Annotated in this window: 15 protein-coding genes; 2 read left to right on the forward strand and 13 right to left on the reverse strand. The window is 72.5% G+C overall.

Annotated elements, in window-relative coordinates:
- Positions 1–79: 79 nt before the first annotated feature.
- The 8 genes from C8N24_RS09730 to C8N24_RS09765 all read right to left on the reverse strand — a co-directional run bounded on the left by C8N24_RS09730 (position 80) and on the right by C8N24_RS09765 (position 11,704).
- The gene (locus C8N24_RS09730) at positions 80–2,134 is read right to left on the reverse strand and encodes an MMPL family transporter (RefSeq protein ID WP_121249847.1); all 2,055 of its coding nucleotides are present in this window, start codon (positions 2,132–2,134) and stop codon (positions 80–82) included.
- Between the two features lie 24 nt (positions 2,135–2,158).
- Complete coding sequence (locus C8N24_RS09735) at positions 2,159–3,580, reverse strand: sigma-70 family RNA polymerase sigma factor (protein ID WP_121249848.1); 1,422 nt, start codon at positions 3,578–3,580, stop codon at positions 2,159–2,161.
- On the reverse strand, positions 3,570–3,836 hold the full coding sequence (locus C8N24_RS09740) for an SH3 domain-containing protein (protein WP_121249849.1): 267 nt from the start codon (positions 3,834–3,836) through the stop codon (positions 3,570–3,572). The genes C8N24_RS09735 and C8N24_RS09740 overlap by 11 nt, the downstream gene beginning before the upstream one ends.
- A gap of 4 nt (positions 3,837–3,840) precedes the next feature.
- Positions 3,841–4,611 carry a hypothetical protein gene (locus tag C8N24_RS09745; RefSeq protein WP_121249850.1) on the reverse strand — a complete coding sequence of 257 codons (771 nt, stop codon included), beginning with the start codon at positions 4,609–4,611 and terminating at the stop codon, positions 3,841–3,843.
- Between the two features lie 87 nt (positions 4,612–4,698).
- The gene (locus C8N24_RS09750; protein ID WP_121249851.1) at positions 4,699–6,024 is read right to left on the reverse strand and encodes an HD-GYP domain-containing protein; all 1,326 of its coding nucleotides are present in this window, start codon (positions 6,022–6,024) and stop codon (positions 4,699–4,701) included.
- 51 nt (positions 6,025–6,075) lie between these two features.
- Positions 6,076–7,482, reverse strand: a complete 1,407-nt coding sequence (gltX, locus tag C8N24_RS09755; protein ID WP_121249852.1) for a glutamate--tRNA ligase — start codon at positions 7,480–7,482, stop codon at positions 6,076–6,078.
- The gene (gene valS / locus C8N24_RS09760) at positions 7,479–10,025 is read right to left on the reverse strand and encodes a valine--tRNA ligase (RefSeq protein ID WP_211339903.1); all 2,547 of its coding nucleotides are present in this window, start codon (positions 10,023–10,025) and stop codon (positions 7,479–7,481) included. Before valS ends, gltX begins: the two co-directional genes overlap by 4 nt.
- Positions 10,026–10,051: 26 nt before the next feature.
- Positions 10,052–11,704: an SLC13 family permease gene (locus C8N24_RS09765; RefSeq protein ID WP_121249853.1), complete on the reverse strand. Its 1,653-nt coding sequence runs from the start codon at positions 11,702–11,704 to the stop codon at positions 10,052–10,054.
- Between the two features lie 49 nt (positions 11,705–11,753).
- Between C8N24_RS09765 and C8N24_RS09770 the strand changes: the two genes are divergently transcribed.
- A complete protein-coding gene (locus tag C8N24_RS09770) occupies positions 11,754–12,302 on the forward strand; it encodes a TetR/AcrR family transcriptional regulator (protein WP_121249854.1) in 549 nt (182 codons plus the stop codon).
- Between the two features lie 12 nt (positions 12,303–12,314).
- Here the strand turns inward: C8N24_RS09770 and C8N24_RS09775 are convergent, their stop codons facing one another.
- On the reverse strand, positions 12,315–12,506 hold the full coding sequence (locus C8N24_RS09775) for a hypothetical protein (RefSeq protein ID WP_121249855.1): 192 nt from the start codon (positions 12,504–12,506) through the stop codon (positions 12,315–12,317).
- Positions 12,499–12,810, reverse strand: a complete 312-nt coding sequence (locus tag C8N24_RS09780; protein ID WP_121249856.1) for a hypothetical protein — start codon at positions 12,808–12,810, stop codon at positions 12,499–12,501. The genes C8N24_RS09775 and C8N24_RS09780 overlap by 8 nt, the downstream gene beginning before the upstream one ends.
- Positions 12,811–12,983: 173 nt before the next feature.
- Here C8N24_RS09780 and C8N24_RS09785 point away from each other — a divergent pair, with 173 nt between their 5' ends.
- Positions 12,984–14,534, forward strand: a complete 1,551-nt coding sequence (locus C8N24_RS09785; protein ID WP_121249857.1) for a 3-keto-disaccharide hydrolase — start codon at positions 12,984–12,986, stop codon at positions 14,532–14,534.
- Here the strand turns inward: C8N24_RS09785 and C8N24_RS09790 are convergent.
- Genes C8N24_RS09790 through C8N24_RS09800 form a run of 3 tightly spaced genes read right to left on the reverse strand, consistent with a single transcriptional unit; the run spans position 14,531 to position 16,792 of the window.
- Complete coding sequence (locus tag C8N24_RS09790; RefSeq protein WP_121249858.1) at positions 14,531–15,148, reverse strand: TetR/AcrR family transcriptional regulator; 618 nt, start codon at positions 15,146–15,148, stop codon at positions 14,531–14,533. The genes C8N24_RS09785 and C8N24_RS09790 overlap by 4 nt on opposite strands.
- 28 nt (positions 15,149–15,176) lie before the next feature.
- The gene (locus C8N24_RS09795; protein ID WP_121249859.1) at positions 15,177–15,515 is read right to left on the reverse strand and encodes a nuclear transport factor 2 family protein; all 339 of its coding nucleotides are present in this window, start codon (positions 15,513–15,515) and stop codon (positions 15,177–15,179) included.
- A complete protein-coding gene (locus tag C8N24_RS09800) occupies positions 15,512–16,792 on the reverse strand; it encodes an alpha/beta hydrolase (protein WP_170178975.1) in 1,281 nt (426 codons plus the stop codon). Before C8N24_RS09800 ends, C8N24_RS09795 begins: the two co-directional genes overlap by 4 nt.
- Positions 16,793–16,828 lie beyond the last annotated feature (36 nt).

Here is a 16,828-nt window from a genome sequence, read left to right on the forward strand (position 1 = left end):
CCAACGAGACCCAAATGCAACGGCGACCGACGTTACAAGGCTTTGGTTCTCATCTGTAGGGCTTTTGTCACTTGATCGGCTAAACCATCTGTCCGGTTTTTCGTGTAAGCACTCCAGGCCACCAGTTCAAGCGCCCAAGTAGGGACATCGTCGCCGGAAGCAGCAGGCCTCTCACCACCGTCACATCGAGGAAGACGGCGATCGCCATGCCCACGCCGACCTGCTTGACCTGGACCAGCTCACCGAGCGCGAAGCCCAGGAACACGATGCCGATCGAGATCGCGGCGGCGGTCACGACGGGGCCTGAGGCGGCGATGCCGGTGAGCACCGCGCGGTCGTTGTCGCGCGTGCGGTCCCACTCCTCCTTGATGCGGGCGAGCAGGAACACCTCGTAGTCCATCGAGAGCCCGAAGATGAACATGAACAGCAGCAGCGGCGTGGTGATGTCCAGCGGGTCCGGGAAGATCAGGACGAGCGCGCCGAGCGTGGCCCCGAGCGTCAGCAGGTTGAGCAGCAGCGCCTTGATCGGGATCAGCACCGAGCGCGTCAGCGCGAACAGCAGCAGCGCGGTGGGGACGAAGATCACCAGCAGCGCGAGCGGCAACCGTGCGCGCGTGGACTCCTTCGCGTCGATCAGCTCCGCCGCCGGCCCGCCGACGAGCACCGGCACGGGCGCGTCGTAGGCGCGGACGTCGCGGACGATCTGCTGGGCGCGCGGCCCGGCGGACGTGCCCTGCGGCGCGATCTCGACCCGCGTCACGCCCGGCGTCGGGTTCCCGGCGATGTTCACGTCGTTGCGCTTGCCCTGGCTGAACAGGAAGCGCATCAGGCCCTGCACCTTCGGGTCGCTGCTGTCGGCTTCGACCACGACGGTGACCGGGACGCTGGCGAGCGGGAAGTCGCGCTCGAGCCGCTCCGCGACGACGCGCTCCTCGGTGCTCTCGGGCAGGGCGCTCGCGTCCGAGTTGTTCACGTCGAGCCCGGTGACCGGGAAGGTGAGCGCGAGCAGCGCGACCGCCGACACCAGCGCGACCGGCACCCGGTGGCGCTGCGAGAAGGCCGCGAGCGTCTCGAGCAGGCCGCGGCGCTCGCCGCGCGGACGGCGCCAGACCCACGTCCGCGTTCCCGGCGCGGGGATCCGGCGGTGGGCGAGCGCGATCAGCGCGGGGACGAGCGTGAGTCCGGCGATCGTGGCCAGGCAGACCGCGAGCAGACCGCCGAGCGCCATCGCGGCGAGCACGGGCGTGCCGAACACGGCGAGGCCGGCGAGCGCGATCGCGACGGCGAGGCCGGAGACGAGCACGGCGCGGCCGGCCGCCGCCACGGTGCGCTCCAGCACGTCCTCGAGCGGGTCGTCGGGCGCGTCCGCGCGCTCTTGCCGGAAGCGGGCGATGACGAGCAGGCTGTAGTCGACCGCGAGCCCGAGCCCGAGCAAGGTGACGACGTTGACCGCGAACTCGCTCACGTCGAGCGAGCCCGCGAGCGCGTTGAGCGCCAGCAGCGCGGTCGCGATCGTCGCCAGCGCGGCGGCAAGCGGCAGCAGGCCGGCGACCATGCCGCCGAGGAAGAGGATCAGCACGACGCACAGCACGACGAGCGCGATCGACTCGCCGAACACGGCGTCGTCGACGGCACGGTCGGCGAACGTCCGCTCCGCGAGCAGCTCGCCACCGACGTAGACCTCGGGCGCGTCGATCGTGCGGATCTTTGCCGACACGTCGTCGGCCAGCGCGAGCGCGCGCTCCTCGCTGAGCCTCGGGTCCAGCTCGACCACGGCGACGGAGCTGTTGCCGTCGACGGCGACGAGCCCGCCGGAGGTGTACGCGTCGCTGACGTCGACGACGCCCGGCGTCTGACGCAGGCTGTTGAAGACGTTCGTGGCCGACTGGACCAGCGCGGGCGTGTAGAAGTCCGCTCCGCCGATCACGGCGACGACGGTCTCGCCCTCCGGGTCGAGCGCGTCCACGCGTGCCTCGGCGCGTTTGGACTCGGCGCTGGAGCGGAGGTCCTCGACCGTCTTCGTGCGGTCGAAGACGCCGCCACCGACGATTCCGCCGACGAGCGCCAGCACGATCCAGACGCCGACCACCGGCAGCCGCCACCGGGTGGCGACTCTCCCCCACCTTCCGAGCATCGGGCGAGATCGTAGAAGGCTGTCTCAGCGATTTGACACGAGTGCCTCCTCGCACAGCGCGTCGGCGGTCACCCATCCGCGCTCGCCGGTGTCCGTGCGGACCCGTGCCCAGCCGTCCTCGAGCGCCTTGACCTGCACGGGCTGCTGCGCGCGCAGCGAACCGGCCGTGGCGGCGTCCGGGCGCGGGCGGACCCGCAGGTACCGGTGCGTGGCGCAGGCGCGCGTCCACGGCTGCGCGGTGGCCGCCTGGGCGCCGTCGGCGAGCACCGAGCCGCGCGCGTCGGCGCGTCGGCACAGGGTTCCGACGATCATGGTCCCGGCGCGCGCGACGGTCTTGCGCTCGAACACGAGGCGCGCCACACGACCGGTGCCCGCGATCGTCCCGGGTGCGTACCCGACGCCGATCCGCACGCCCTGTGGGGGCAGCATCCCGGCGATCCGCGTGCCCTCCGGGCAGGTCAAGGCGACCGTCGCCGGCGGACGCTGGCCGGGGGTGAAGGTGAGCGCGCGCGAGACCATCGCGGTGCCGCTCGGCAGCGGCGCGCCCGCGGGCAGCGCGCCGCCGGGCACCGCGGGTGAGCGGACGGTGACGGGCGAGGGGTCGCCGGGGAGCAGGACGAGCGGCGCGGCGAGCGACGCCGTCGCCGCGAACGCCGCGAAGCCGCCGGCCGCCTTGCCGGACGGGCCGAGCTTGATCGCGAGGCCACCGAGCAGGAAGCCCAGCCCGAGCGGCGGGACCAGCGCGAGCGTCCCGCGCCGCACGGTCCGGAGCTGCTCGCGCAACGCCCGGCAGGCGCGGCACGTGACGAGGTGGCGGTAGGTGGCCGCGGACGCGCGGCGGCGGGCGTCGTGCGCCGCCAGCAGGTCGCCCTGGACGGTGAGGCAGCTCGTGTCGCGGGCCTCGCGACCCTTGATCACGTTCAGCCGCGCGCGGTGCACGAGCTGCTTGCTGGCCTGCGGCGTGACGCCGAGCTCGAGCGCGAGCTCGTCGTGGCCGAGCCCGTCGAGCTCGCGCCGCAGCAGCGCGTGACGCTGCGCGGCGGGGAGCGCGGCGATGTCCGCGAGCAGGCCGTGCACGGCGTCGCGCTGCTCGAGCACCATGTGCGGCGAGGGCGACAGCGGGCCCGCGGGCTCGGGGTCCTCGACGGCGATCGGCGCGAAGCGCGCGCGGCTCAGCTCGTCGAGGCTGCAGTTGCGCACGAGCCGGTGCAGCCAGGAGGCGAGGTGCAGCGGCTCGTGATCGCGCTGGATCGCGCGGTGCGCACGGATCAGCGCCTCCTGCACCACGTCCTCGGCGTGCTGGCGGCGCCCGCCGAGCATGCGCGCCGCGTAGCGCTCGAGGCGCTTGGCGTAGCGCTGGTGGATCACGTCGAACGCGGCGTCGTCACCGGCGCGCAGGCGGCGCACCAGCTCGTCGTCCGCGATCCGCCGCACCTCAACAGCCATTCACGCTCCGGGACGTGATCCAGCCGGAGATCGGCGCGGCGGAGCGCACGCGGATCCACCGTCGCGTCCCGTCGCGTTTGAGCACGACGACTCGGTCGCCGCGGTAGAGCACGCCGACCGGCAGCCCGCGCGGGCTGTCGAGGACCGTCACCTGCGGCGTGCAGATGCGCTCGACCGACGCGGCAGCGGCGGCGGCCGGGAAGGCCGCCGCCGCCAGTGCCGTGCCGGTCACGATGCACGTGAGCCGGAGGCGCACCCGGTTACCGGCGCGCCTGCTGCTTGGCCTTGGCCTGCTTCTTGCCCTTGGCCTTGCTCTTGCTCTTGCTCGTGACCTTCTTCTTGGTGGCGGCGGCCGGCTTGCGCGTGCCCTTGGCGCCGTCGAGGATGCGGCGGGCCTGCTCCTCGAAGGTGACGCGCTCGGCGTTCGCGCCGGCGTTGCTGAGCGCGAGCAGGTGCTCGTTGCCGGCCAGCGGCAGCGTCTCGACCGACTCGACGGTCTCGGTCTGCGTGTAGCTCTGCCCGCTCTGCGTGCCGGTCGTGACGCGCTGGTACGGCGCCAGCGTCGCGGCGTCGACCACGTAGGTCGTGGAGACGCGGCCCTCGGCCGGCGCGCCGGGCGTGGTCGCGAGCGTGACCGCCGCACGTCCGAGGAAGGTCGTGTCGCCCGTCCTGGCGATCCAACCCTTGCCGATCATCGTGCGGATGTCGTCGCCCTGCGACGGCAGCGAGCGGACGAACGTGCCGCGCCCGTGGGCGCTCGGTCCGTCCATCGTGGCGATCTCGTTGCGCGTCGCGTCGAAGGCCGTGAACACGCCGCCCGCCTCAGCCGCCTCGTAGCGCAGCCGGCCGCCCGCCGTGATCACCTGGCGCGCGCTGTCCGCCGCGACCCAGCGCTCGAACCGCTCCGAGCGGTTCTCGTAGCTGCTCTGGAAGCTGATCGTCGAGACGGAGTGCTCGATCGTGGAGGCCGCGGCGGTCGCCGGCGCCGCGAGCGCGGCGGCGGTCGCGAGGCCCAGGATGGTGCGCTTCATGGACTTGAAGCTCCTTGGTCGAAAGACGTTGTCTGGGTGGATGACTCCGTCTTCCGCCCGCCGTCCCGGACTTTGTCGCGCGAGTTCCTACGCGGCCACGGCGGCCCAGCTCTCCAGCGCCGCGAAGTGCTCGCTCGAGAACGCCGTGCCGGCGTCGCGGCGCATGATCGCCAGCGCCTCGTCCGGGCCGAGCGCGTCGCGGTACGGGCGGTCGGCGGTGAGCGCCTCGAAGACGTCGGCGACGGCGAGGATGCGCGGCATCCAGCCGAGCTGGTCGGCCGTGAGGCCGAGGTGGTAGCCGCGGCCGTCGAGGCGCTCGTGGTGCGCGCCGGCGTCCAGCGCGAAGTGCCGGAACGGCGGGACGCGCTCGAGGATGCGCGTCGTCAGCTCGGCGTGCCGGCGGATCGCCGCCCACTCGTCGGCGTCGAGCCGGCCGGGCTTGTCGAGCACGGTGTTGGCGACGCCGAGCTTGCCGAGGTCGTGCAGCAGCGCAGCGCGACGCAGGTCGCGCGTGGTCTCGGGCGGGAGACCGAGGGTCTCGGCGACGCCGACCGAGATGCGCGCCACGCCCGCCGAGTGACGGCCGGTGAACGGCGACTTCGCGTCGACCACGGTGGCGAACGCCTCGGCCACGCGGTCGAGCCCGTCCTCGTCGGTCATGAGCACGCGGTCGGTGGGCTCGAACGCCTTGACGACCTCCACGGCGTCCCCGCCCAGCGAGCTCCAGAACGCGCGGTCGCCGCGGGTGGCGAGCAGCGCGGCCACGAGCTCGGGGTCGAACCAGCGCCCGGCGCGCCGGGCGGCCATGTCGAGCGCCGCCTCCAGCCCGCCGTGCGCGAGGTGGACCTCGACCGCCTGCGCGAGCCCCATGACCCGCGCCGCGACCGGGATGTCCGCGCCCTTGCGCCCGAACGGCGCGCCGCCACCGTCCCAGTGCTCGTCGAGGGCGAGGATCGCCCTGGCCGTGCTCTCCGGCAGGTCGATCATGCGCGCGATGTCGGCTCCGCGCTCGCAGCGGATGGCGACGAGCCGATCCGTCGTGTCACCGCCGAACGCGAACCCCCCGAACCGCCGCAGCCGCGTGAGCAGCGACGCGTTCGGCAGCGTGGCGCGGAAGGCCGTGGCCGCGTTCACGCGCGTGGAGCGGTAGTCCGTGCGCCGCCGGTCGCGCTTGAACGCGCGGTCGTCGGAGCCGAACAGCTCGTACACGGTCCCGGCGTTGGCCGAGCAGCCCGCGTCCTTGAGCAACAGCGCGTAGTAGAGGCTGGAAAGCTCCTCGTCGCACACGCCCGCCTCCTGGGCGATCCGCATGCCGATCGCGCACGAGCGCGCGGCGTGGCCCGCGGGCTGGCCCTCGGTCACGTCCAGCGCGTACGACAGCGCCGAGAGGATGTCCGAAAGGCGTACTTCCACCTTCCGGGTTGTCGGCAGGCGGACCCGCCTGCCTGAGTGACCTTGAACGGACTAGGCGGCTATCCGCTCTCGCGCGGCGGCGAGCCGCTCGAGCGTGCGCTCGCGGCCGAGCACGACGATCGACTCCCACAGCGGGAGCCCGACGCGCTGGCCGGTCACGGCGATCCGCACCGGCGCCTGCGCCTTGCCGACCTGGACCTGGCCCTCCTGGCCGAGGAAGCCCGCCTCGGCGCCCGCGTCGCGCACGGTCGCCTCGATCGCCTCGGCGGTCCAGTCGGCGTCGGCGAGCGAGCCCTGGACGAGCTCGAGCACCTTCTGCGCGCGCTCGTCCTTGATCGCCTTCGCCCACGCGGCCTCGTCGAGCTCGGGCTCGTCGACCCACAGGAAGCTGAGCATCCCCGGGACCTCGTCGAGCGTCTTGACCCGCTCCTGCACGAGCGGAGCCAGCTCGGTCAGCCGCGCGAGCGGCGCCTCGCCCTCGGGCAGGAACTCGGCGGCGCGCGCGACGAAGTCCTCGGTCGAGAGCGCGCGGATGTACTCGCCGTTGATGTGCAGCAGCTTCTTCTCGTCGAAGAACGCGGGCGACGGGCTCACGTCCTCGATCCGGAACAGCTCGACGATCTCCTCGATCGGGCGGATCTCGACGTCGTCCTTGGGGCCCCAGCCGAGCAGCGCGAGGTAGTTGCGCATCGCCTCGGGCAGGAAGCCGCGCGCCTTGAAGTCGGCCACGGAGACCGGGTCGCGGCGCTTGGAGAGCTTCTTGCGCTGCTCGTTGACGAGCAGCGGCAGGTGCGCGAACGTCGGCACCTCGCCGAAGCCGAGCGCCTGCCACAGCAGCAGGTACTTGGCCGTGTTGTTGACGTGGTCCTCGCCGCGGATCACGTGCGTGATGCCCATGCTCGCGTCGTCGACCGTGTTCGCGAGCACGAACAGCGGCGCGCCGGTGGAGCGCGCGACCACGAAGTCGTCGACGTTCGCGTTGTCGAAGGTGACCTCGCCGCGGACCTTGTCCGGCCACGACGTCTTGCCCTCGGGCACGCGGAACCGCAACGCACGGCCGGGCGCCTTCTCCAGCCCGCGGTCGCGGCAGTGCCCGTCGTAGCCGGTGCGCCCGTCCTTGCGCTCCTTGTTGCGCGCGTCGATCTCCTCGCGCGTGCAGTCGCACCAGTAGACCTTGCCCTCGGCCTCCAGCTTGTCGACCGCCGCCGCGTGCTGGGCCGCGTTGTCGCTCTGGTGGACGATCTCGCCGTCCCAGTCGATGCCGAGCCAGCGGAGCATGTCGAGGATGTTGTCGGTCAGCTCCGGACGGTTGCGCTCGGCGTCCGTGTCCTCGATCCGCAGCAGGAACTCGCCACCGGTGCCGCGGGCGAACAGCCAGTTGAACAGCGACGACTGCGCGGAGCCGACGTGCAGGTAGCCCGTCGGCGACGGGGCGAAGCGGCAGCGGGGCGTGCTCACGCGGTCTTCTCGGCTTCCGGCTCGAGCTCGGCCGTGACCGTCAGCTCTTCGCCCTCGTTGAGGATGAGCTCGTCGACGTTGCCCGCGCCGCGCACGTCGGCCTCGGCCTGGCGCAGCGCGCCGAGGCGCTCCGCCGTGTCGGCGATCACCAGCTGGAGCACATGCGTGCGCAGCGAGCGCTGCTCGGACGTCTTGGCCTTGTGGACCGCGGACAGCACCTCGGCCGCGACCTCGAACACCGCCGGGTCGGCGTCGGCCGCGTGGGCGCGCAGCTCGTCGCCGGTGGGGTAGGAGGTGCGGTGCACCGAGCCCTCCTGCCACCACGACCACACCTCTTCGGTCACGAACGGCAGGAACGGGGCGAGCAGGCGCTGGAGCGTCGAGAGCGCGATGCCGAGGGTGGCCTTCGCGGACGCGCCGCCGGGTCCGTCGCCGTCGTTGTAGGCGCGGTTCTTGACCAGCTCCAGGTACTCGTCGCAGAAGCGCCAGAAGAAGGCCTCGATCCGCGCGAGCGCCTGCTGGTAGCGGTAGTTGAGGAACGAGTTGGTCGCGTCGTCGACCACGTCGGCGAGCGCCAGCAGCAGCGAGCGATCGATCGCCTCGGTCACGGCGCCCTCCTGCGAGGTGCCCACGCCGAGCACGAACTTGGACGCGTTGAGCAGCTTGATCGCGAGCCGGCGGCCGTTCTTGAAGACGGCCTTGTCGACCTGGGTGTCCGCGCCGGGTGCGGCCTTGAGCGCCCAGTAGCGCATGCCGTCGGCGCCGAACTCCTCGATCAGCGGCTTCGGCGTGGTCACGCTGCCGCGCGACTTGGACATCTTCTTGCGGTCCGGATCGAGGATCCAGCCGTTGATCAGCGTGTCCTTCCAGGGCTCGGTGCCGTGCTCGTAGTGCGAGCGCACCACGGTCGAGAACAGCCACGTGCGGATGATCTCGGGCCCCTGCGGACGCACGTCCATCGGGTAGGTGCGCGCGAACAGGTCCGGGTCGTCCTCCCAGCCGCAGGCGATCTGCGGGCTCAGCGACGAGGTCGCCCACGTGTCCATCACGTCCGGGTCACCGGTGAAGCCGCCCGGCTGGTTGCGCTGGGACTCGTCGTAGCCGACGGGCGCATCGCTCTGCGGGTCCACCGGCAAGGCGGACTCCTCGGGGATGATCGGGTGCTCGTAGTCGGGCTCACCCTCGGCGTCCAGGGCGTACCAGACCGGGAACGGCACGCCGAAGTAGCGCTGGCGGCTGATCAGCCAGTCGCCGTTGAGGCCCTCGACCCAGTGCTCGTACCGGGTCTCCATGAACTCCGGGTTCCAGTTCAGCGCGCGGCCGCGTGCGAGCAGCGCCTGGCGCAGGTCCTCGTCACGCCCGCCGTTGCGGATGTACCACTGGCGGCTCGTCACGACCTCGAGCGGCCGGTCGCCCTTCTCGAAGAACTTGACCTGCTGCTGGACGGGCTTGGGCTCGCCGATCAGCGCGCCGTCCTCCGTGAGCAGCTCGACCATCACGCGGCGCGCCTGTTTGGAGTTCTTGCCGCCGAGCTGCTCCCACAGGTCGGCCTTGCCCTCCAGCCACGCGGGCGTCTCCATCTGGAAGCGGCCGTCACGGCGCATCGCGGCGCGCAGCGGCAGGTTCAGCTCGCGCCACCAGGTGACGTCCTTGGTGTCGCCGAACGTGCAGATCATCGCGATGCCGGTGCCCTTCTCCTGCTCCGCGAGCGGATGCAGCACGATCGGCACCTCGACGCCGAACAGCGGCGTGGAGACGGTCTGGCCCGCGAGCGGCGCGTAGCGCTCGTCCTCGGGGTGCGCGACCAGCGCGACGCAGGACGGCAGCAGCTCCGGGCGCGTCGTCTCGATCTCGATCGCGCCGTTGCCGTCGGTGCGCGGGAAGGCGAGCTTGTGCATCGCGCCCTGCTGCTCGCGGTCCTCGATCTCGGCCTGGGCGACCGCGGTCTGGAAGTCCACGTCCCAGACGGTCGGCGCCTCCTGCGAGTACGCCTCGCCGCGGGCGAGGTTGCGCAAGAACGCGCGCTGGGCGACCCGGCGCGCGCGATCGTCGATCGTCGCGTAGGTCAGCGTCCAGTCGACCGACAGGCCGAGCGTGCGCCACACGTCCTCGAAGCCCTTCTCGTCCTCGGCGGTGAGCCGGTGACAGAGCTCGATGAAGTCCGGCCGCGAGATCGAGCGCGTCTCGCCCTTGGGCAGCGGCTCGTCCGGGATCTGGCCGTTCGGGACCGTCGGGTCGCAGCGGACGCCGTAGAAGTTCTGGACGCGACGCTCGGTCGGCAGGCCGTTGTCGTCCCACCCCATGGGGTAGAAGACCTCGGCGCCGTGCATGCGCCGGAAGCGCGCGTTCGCGTCCGTCTGGATGTAGCCGAACGCCGAGCCGAGGTGCAGCGAGCCGGAGACCGTCGGCGGCGGCGTGTCGATGCTGTAGACCTCAGCGCGCTCCTTGCTGCGGTCGAAGCGGTACGTGCCGGACTCCTCCCATACGGCGTCCCACTTAGACTCGAGGCCGGTCAGGGACGGTTTCTTGGGGATCTCGGGCACGCGTCGGATCGTAGCGGCCGATTGGCTCAGGACAGGGCGTAGGCGACCCCGCACGCCGCCGCGAGGCAGGCGACCAGAACCGGCATCCCGAAGCGGGCGAAGACCGCGCCCGTGTACCCGCCCGGACGCATCACCATCACGTTCGACTGGTGGCTGAACGGGTTGAGCAGCGTCAATGAGACGCAGGTGCCGAGCAGGGCCAGCGTGGTGGTCGGGTCGATCCCGGCTTCCCGCGCGACCGAGATCGCCACCGGCGTGAGGATCGAGGCCGTCGCCGCGTTCGTGACCAGGTTGGTGAGGACCGTCGTCACCACGGCGAGGACGATCAGCGTCCCGAGCCGACCGTCGGAGAGGCCGCCGATCGCGTCGGCGATGCGACCGGCCAGCCCGCTGGAGACGACCACCGCGCCGAGGCCGATCGAGCCGGCCAGGAGGGCCAGCACCTTCGGCTGCAGGGCATTGGCCGCCGACCGTGGGCTGATCACGCCCGTGATGACCATGAGGGTCGCGCCGCCGCTCGCCGCCAGCTCGGCCGGGGCGAGGCCGAACGACGCGGCGACGATCACGGTCGCGAGGATCGCCAGCGCGATGCCCGTCTTGGCGGGCTGCGGCGCGCGGTAGGCGACGTCCTGCCACAGCGCGACGGCCGGGTTGCGGGCGACGGCCGTGCGGTCGTCAGCCGAGACGAAGCACGTCTCGCCCGGGTCGAGCCGCGTCTCGTGCAGCGGCTCGCGCGTGCGCGCGGCGATGATCCGCAGCGAGCCGTCACGCTCGAAGTCGTGCAGCGTCGCGCCCTCCCCCGCGCTCACGCTGACCGCGAACAGCTTGTGCGCGGAGAGCCCGAACAGCGGGACTTCCCACAGCGCGCTCACCCCGCCCTCGGTCGCGTCGAAGACGAGCACGTCACCGGCTTCGATCGGCGTGTCCGGGGCCTGGTTCGTGCCCCAGCGCCGGATCGAGGTCAGCTCGTACTCACGCGTGCGGGCGATCCCGAGGTCGGCGGCGCGCCGATCGGTCGCCAGCGCGGCGGACGCGACCGGGATCTCGACCCGCCACTCCTTCTCCTGCCGCTCGTGCGCGGTCGTGCCGCGCAGCGTGCGCGAGGCGGTGAGGAAGATGACGACGCCGCCGACGATCGCCACCGGCAGCGCGACGGGGGCGAACGAGAGCATGCTCATACCCACGCCCCGCTCGTCGGCGAGGCCGGCGATCACGAGGTTCGAGCTCGTTCCGATCAACGTGACCGAGCCCGCGAGCGTCGTGATGTGGGCGATCGGCAACAGCACCTCGCGCGCGGGGATCCGGCGCGTCTGCTCGAGCTGCCGCGTGGCGGGGATCAGCATCGCCACCAGGGGCGTCGTGTTGATCAGCGCCGAGCCGACGCCGATCGGCAACGACAGCCGGCCGAGTGCGCCGCGCGCCGTCTTCGTCGCCGCCAGCAGACCCCACGTCACGCGCGCGACGACGCCCGTCTGGACGATCCCCTGCGCGATCACGAGCATCCCCGCGACCGTGATCACGCCCGCGTTGCTCAGGCCCGCCGCCAGCGCCTGCGGCTCCGCGAGGCCGACCACCCCGGCGAACACGAGCGCGACCAGCAGGGCCACGACCGGGTCGACGCGGTTGGACGCCATCGCCGCGAGCGTCGCGACCACAAGCACCGCAGCGAGAGCAGTCATCGGAGTGTGGGACTCTACGGCTCTCCCGCGGGCGGATAGACTGTCCGCTTTGCCGCCCGTCCCTGCCAAGCGCGCCGACGCCGAGCGCAACCGCGCGAAGATCCTCGACGCCGCGCGCGCCGCGTTCGCCGAGTCCGACGCCGAGGTCTCGATGGCCGAGATCTCCCGCCGCGCCGGCGTCGGGATGGCGACGCTCTACCGCAACTTCCCGAGCCGGCAGGAGCTGATCGAGGCCCTGTACGTGGACGAGGTCGACGCGGTCTGCGCGGCCGCCGCGCTCCCCGCCGACTCGCCCGGCGCCGCGCTGCTCGCGTGGCTGCGGCGCTTCTACGCGTTCTTCCACAGCAAGCACCCGCTCGCCTCGGAGCTGCTGCGCGAGATCGACGGCGCCGGCCCGTTCTTCAGCGGCAACCGCGACCGCGTGCTCGCCGCCGCCGCGCCGCTGCTCGAGGCTGCGCAGGCGTCGGGCGAGATCCGCGCCGACCTCACGCTCGAGCAGGTCCTCGAGCTCGTGCTCGCCATCGCGCGGGTGCGCGGCGACGGGAGCTACGTCGAGCCGATCCTCGACGCGGCGCTCGACGGCCTGCGCACCGCGTAGCCGGCCGCCGATCTATCCGGGCCAGCCCTTGCGGGCAGCCTGCGCGTCGCGCTTGTCCTCACGCGCGATCTGCTTGACCGCGTCAGCCTGCTTCTCGGCGCGGTGCCGCGTGGCGGCCGCGGACGCGGCCTCGTTGGCCTTGGCGATCGCCTCGCGTTGCGCGCGGTAGGCGGCCTCGCCGCGCAGCGGCTTCTTCTCAGCCATCGTGGCGCTCCAGCGCGTGCGCGGGGAGCACGTAGCGGCGCGGCGGGCGCGCGTCGAAGCGACGTCCACTCGGGTTGCGCGGGCCGTACAGCCCGGGCCGGGGCGGTTCGAGCAGCGGCACCTCGGGCTCACCCCCGTGCGCGACGATCCAGCCCTCGATCGCGGAGGCCTGACGGCCCTCCGCGACGATCGCGGCGCGCTCGATGACCACCCCACCGTCGCCGTTCGGGCGGGCAAGGCGCGCGACGGCCGCGCGTACCGCGGCTGCGGCTTCGGGGGTCTCGCTGGTGGTGCTGGCGGGCATGGGCCCTCCTCAGTGGAGCGGACGCCCGTGGACGCCGCGAGGTCGCGGACGAGTCCGCGTCGTCCGACCACCCTACCCCGATCCTGGACTTGACCGTCTGACTTAAATGTAAGTAAGGTCTGACGGACAAGGAAGTCCTGGCCTTCGGGCCTGTTTCGAGGAGAACGATCTGGATGCAGATCTTGCGTTTCGGCGCGGCCGTGGGTGCCGCGCTCGCGTTGGCCGCCCCGACGGCCGCGACCGCGGCTGAGCCCGGGTACACGACGATCTTCGACGGGACCGCGAGCGGCTCCGACGCGTCGTTCGACAAGTGGGCGTACGCCGGCGGCGGCAGCGTCACGCTGCAGGCCGACGGCACCATGCGGTCGTCCGGCGGGTTCGGCATGCGCTGGTACACCGTCAAGCCGTTCGGCGACGTGTCGCTCAAGGTCGACTACCGCGACGCGCGCGGCGCCACGCCCGGCAACTCCAACGGCGGCGTGCTCGTCCGCTTCCCGGACCCGCGCGTGCCCGTCGCGGACACGCCCGCGTCCTGGTCCTACGACTGGAAGGGCGCGAGCGGGCCGTTCCCGCCCGCCAAGCAGTACTCCGGCGCGCCGGGCTGCCAGCGCGCGATCCCGTCGGTCCTCCCGGCCGACTGGGCGCCCGCGTGGGTGCCCGTCGTCTGCGGCGAGGAGGTGCAGATCAACGACTCGCCGGACGTCGGCGCGCCGGATCCGCGCAAGACCGGCTCGATCTACGGGTTCGCCGACCTCGACGCCACGCGCTCCGGCGCCGACGTGCGCTCCCGCCAGGTCGGGACGTGGCACACCATGGAGATCCGCATCGTCGGCCAGCAGTTCACGGTGCTCGTCGACGGCACGGTCATCAACCAGTGGGACGGCGCCGTGCCGATGTCCTTCCCGGACCGCGGCCTGGGCGACCCGCCGACGATGGCCCGCCAGCTCGCGCAGGGCTACATCGGCCTGCAGGCCCACGGCGACGGCGACTCCATCGATTACCGCGACGTGCGCGTGAAGGAGCTGTCCGCGGCACCCCGGAACACGGCCGCGCCCGTCGTGACCGGCGACGGCTACACCGGCCGCGCGCTGACCTGCACGCCGGGCACGTGGGCGAACGTCGCCGCCGACCAGGCGTACGTGGTCGAGTGGCTGCGGTCGAACGCGCCGGGCAACGACGCGCCCACGGACGCGGAGCTGGGCACGGTGAAGGTCGGCTCGGGCGCGTCCTACACGCCGGGCGTGGCCGACCTGGGCAAGGTCATCTGGTGCCGCGTGTCGGTGACGAACGCCGAGGGCGGCACCGTCTGGGCGACCCGCGCGGCGCCGGCGATCACGCTCGCGAGCGACGTGACCGGCACGGTCGGCGGGTCGGTGGGCGCGACGTTGTCGCTCACGCTCGGCGCACCCGCGTCGTTCGGCACGTTCACGCCGGGCGCGGCGGGCACCTACACGGCCTCGACCGACGCGACCGTGATCTCCACCGCCGGCGACGCGACGCTGTCCGTGAGCGACCCTGGCCCGAACCCGGGTCATCTCGTGAACGGCGCGTTCGCGCTCGTGCAGCCGCTGGAAGGGCTCGGCGTCGTGAAGACCTGGAACGCGCCGACGACCAACGAGAAGGTGCCGGTGACGTTCACGCAGCGGATCGCCCCCGGCGACGCGCTGCGCACCGGGTCCTACGCGAAGACGCTCACCTTCACGCTCTCCACCACGGCGCCCTAGGCGTCGGGGGATTCGCTCGCCGGCCGCTTCAGGAACAACCGGAGCAGGTCGGCGAGCGTCTCCTCGAGCTCGACCGAGCCGTCGTCGAGGTACTCCTGCAGCTGGAGCCCGTCGGCGACGGCCACGGCCACCGCGGCGAGCCGCTTCGGCGGCACGTCGTCGATCATCCGGCCGGCGGCCTGCTCGGCGGCGATCCGCGCCTCGAGCCCGTCGCGGGTGTACCGGTAGCGCTCGACGAAGAACTCGTGCGCCGGGTGGTCCGCGTCCATCGCCTCCGCGGCGAGCACGAGCAGCATGCGGATCAGCCCACGGTTCTCCACGCTCGCGCGCACGTACGCGCGCATCGTCGCGATCAGGTCCCGGTTGTTGGCCGCGAACAGCTCGAGACCGCGTTGCTCGTTGTCACGCTCGTGCTGCTCGAGCACCGCCACCAGCAGCTCGGCCTTGCTCTCGAAGTGGTAGAGCAGGCCCTGCCGTGAGACGCCCGCCTCGGCCGCGATCACGTCGAGCGGGACGCTGCGGAACCCGCGGCTCGCGAACACGCCGATCGCGACCTCGATGATCCGCTCGCGCGTCGACTGGCCCTGCGGCGTCGTGTAAGTCCTGTCGGCCATCCGCGCGTCAAGGCTACGAGAGTGCGGGTCAGCCGGTGATGTCCCAGCGGGTGATGTGCGTCCCGTCCGTGGCGATCGCGAACGCGCCGCCGCCGTTGTACCCGTTGCCCGTCACCTGGATCTGGACGGTCGTGGTGTCGCCCTCCGTGGTCGCCGACAGCGCCTCGAAGTGGCTCTGCGCGCCGATGTTCTCGTTGGCGTCCCAGCGGGCGATCTCGTCGTGGCCCGTGAACGTGCGGCCCCAGTCGTTGAGCACGGCGTCGGGCGCGAACGCTTGCACGAACGCGGCGGAGTCGCCGCGGTTGGTCGCCTCGAACGCCTGCCGGATCGGCGCGTCAAGGGTGCTGAGGACGTCGTCGTGGGTCATGGCGCTGTGGTGGAGAGCGTGAACGTCAGCGTCGTGCTGTACGTGCCGGTGCGCAGCGGCTCGTCCGCGGCGATCGGCTGCTCGAACGTGAGGTCCACGCGTTCGGCGGTCGTGGGCGCCGTCCAGGCCTTGACCGTGCCGGGCGCGGGCGTCCCGTTCACGCGCACGGGCTGCGCGAGCGTGAACGTGCCGTTGGTGAGGCGGCCGTCGCCGACGGACAGGGTCGCGTCGCCGGCGGTCGACGTGACCGTGGCCTTCGAGGTCACCGCGTACGTGCGGGCGACGCCGGGCGTGAACGCGCCGAAGCTCGGCACCGCGTCCAGCTGAAGGCTGAGCGTGGCGGACACCGTGCCGCCCACCGTCGTCTCGGTGGTGGCCGGGAAGACGGCGACGAGGTTGCGCAGCGTCTGCTCGAGCCCGCGCGCCCAGTACGGCCAGTCGTGCACTCCGGGCCCGTAGTCGTCGTAGACGTGCGGGATCTGGAGCTCGTCGAGCCTGGCGTGCAGCGCGGCGTTCTCCTTGGAGACCTCGAACTCGAGGTTGTCCCGGCTCGTGCGGGTGTCCAGCGGGCCCGGCTGGCCGTTGCCCGTGCGCAGCTCGATCAGCTTCAGGCCGCGCAGGTTCGCGGCCAGGTCGAGCGGGTTGTGCTCCCGCCAGCGCGCGAGGTCCGTCGCCCGCGGGCCCCACACGCTGTCGGGGATGAGGTTCGCGTAGCCGTTGGCCGCGAACGAGGGCGCGTCGGCGACGCCGCTGTAGCTCGCCGCCGCCTCGAACACGCCGGGGTGGCGCGCCGCGTACTTGAGCGCGCCGAAGCCGCCCATGCTCAGGCCCGCGACCGCGCGCTTGCCGGTGGTGCGGAATGCCTGGTCGACCCACGGCAGCAGCTCGTCGAACGCGTACGTCTCGTAGCGTGGCGTTCCGCCCTCGTGCGGGTCGCTGTACCAGCCGGCGCTGCCGCCGTCGGGCATCACGACGATCAGCGGGTACGGGGCGCTGAGCTGCTCCGCGCGGCCCTTGTCCACCCACGACCGGTAGTCGTCGCAGCAGCCGTGCAGCAGGAGCAGCACCGGGTACGTGCGCGCGCTGTCCGCGTCGTAGCCCTGCGGCAGCAGCACCCGGATGCTCGTCGCCTTGCCGAGCGCCGTGCTCGTCGCCGTGTACTGCGTGAGCCGTGGGCTCAACGCCTGCTGGTTCGTGATCGTCAGGCCTTGCGCCTGCGCGCTCGCCGTCATCCACAGCGCACACACCAGCCCGAGCAGCAGCCCTCGACGCAGCATCTCTCCCCCTACCGTCCGCCTCTCCCGACGGCGGAC

The organism is Solirubrobacter pauli, from assembly GCF_003633755.1.
GTDB lineage: Bacteria > Actinomycetota > Thermoleophilia > Solirubrobacterales > Solirubrobacteraceae > Solirubrobacter > Solirubrobacter pauli.

What these genes read in the sequence shown, in the direction of transcription:
- C8N24_RS09735 (WP_121249848.1), bottom strand. Translation starts at nt 3,580, where the DNA reads ATGGCTGTTGAGGTGCGGCGGATCGCGGACGACGAGCTGGTGCGCCGC.
- C8N24_RS09785 (WP_121249857.1), top strand. Translation starts at nt 12,984, where the DNA reads ATGCAGATCTTGCGTTTCGGCGCGGCCGTGGGTGCCGCGCTCGCGTTG.
- C8N24_RS09730 (WP_121249847.1), bottom strand. Translation starts at nt 2,134, where the DNA reads ATGCTCGGAAGGTGGGGGAGAGTCGCCACCCGGTGGCGGCTGCCGGTG.
- C8N24_RS09790 (WP_121249858.1), bottom strand. Translation starts at nt 15,148, where the DNA reads ATGGCCGACAGGACTTACACGACGCCGCAGGGCCAGTCGACGCGCGAG.
- C8N24_RS09745 (WP_121249850.1), bottom strand. Translation starts at nt 4,611, where the DNA reads ATGAAGCGCACCATCCTGGGCCTCGCGACCGCCGCCGCGCTCGCGGCG.
- C8N24_RS09765 (WP_121249853.1), bottom strand. Translation starts at nt 11,704, where the DNA reads ATGACTGCTCTCGCTGCGGTGCTTGTGGTCGCGACGCTCGCGGCGATG.
- C8N24_RS09800 (WP_170178975.1), bottom strand. Translation starts at nt 16,792, where the DNA reads ATGCTGCGTCGAGGGCTGCTGCTCGGGCTGGTGTGTGCGCTGTGGATG.
- C8N24_RS09775 (WP_121249855.1), bottom strand. Translation starts at nt 12,506, where the DNA reads ATGGCTGAGAAGAAGCCGCTGCGCGGCGAGGCCGCCTACCGCGCGCAA.
- C8N24_RS09780 (WP_121249856.1), bottom strand. Translation starts at nt 12,810, where the DNA reads ATGCCCGCCAGCACCACCAGCGAGACCCCCGAAGCCGCAGCCGCGGTA.
- C8N24_RS09795 (WP_121249859.1), bottom strand. Translation starts at nt 15,515, where the DNA reads ATGACCCACGACGACGTCCTCAGCACCCTTGACGCGCCGATCCGGCAG.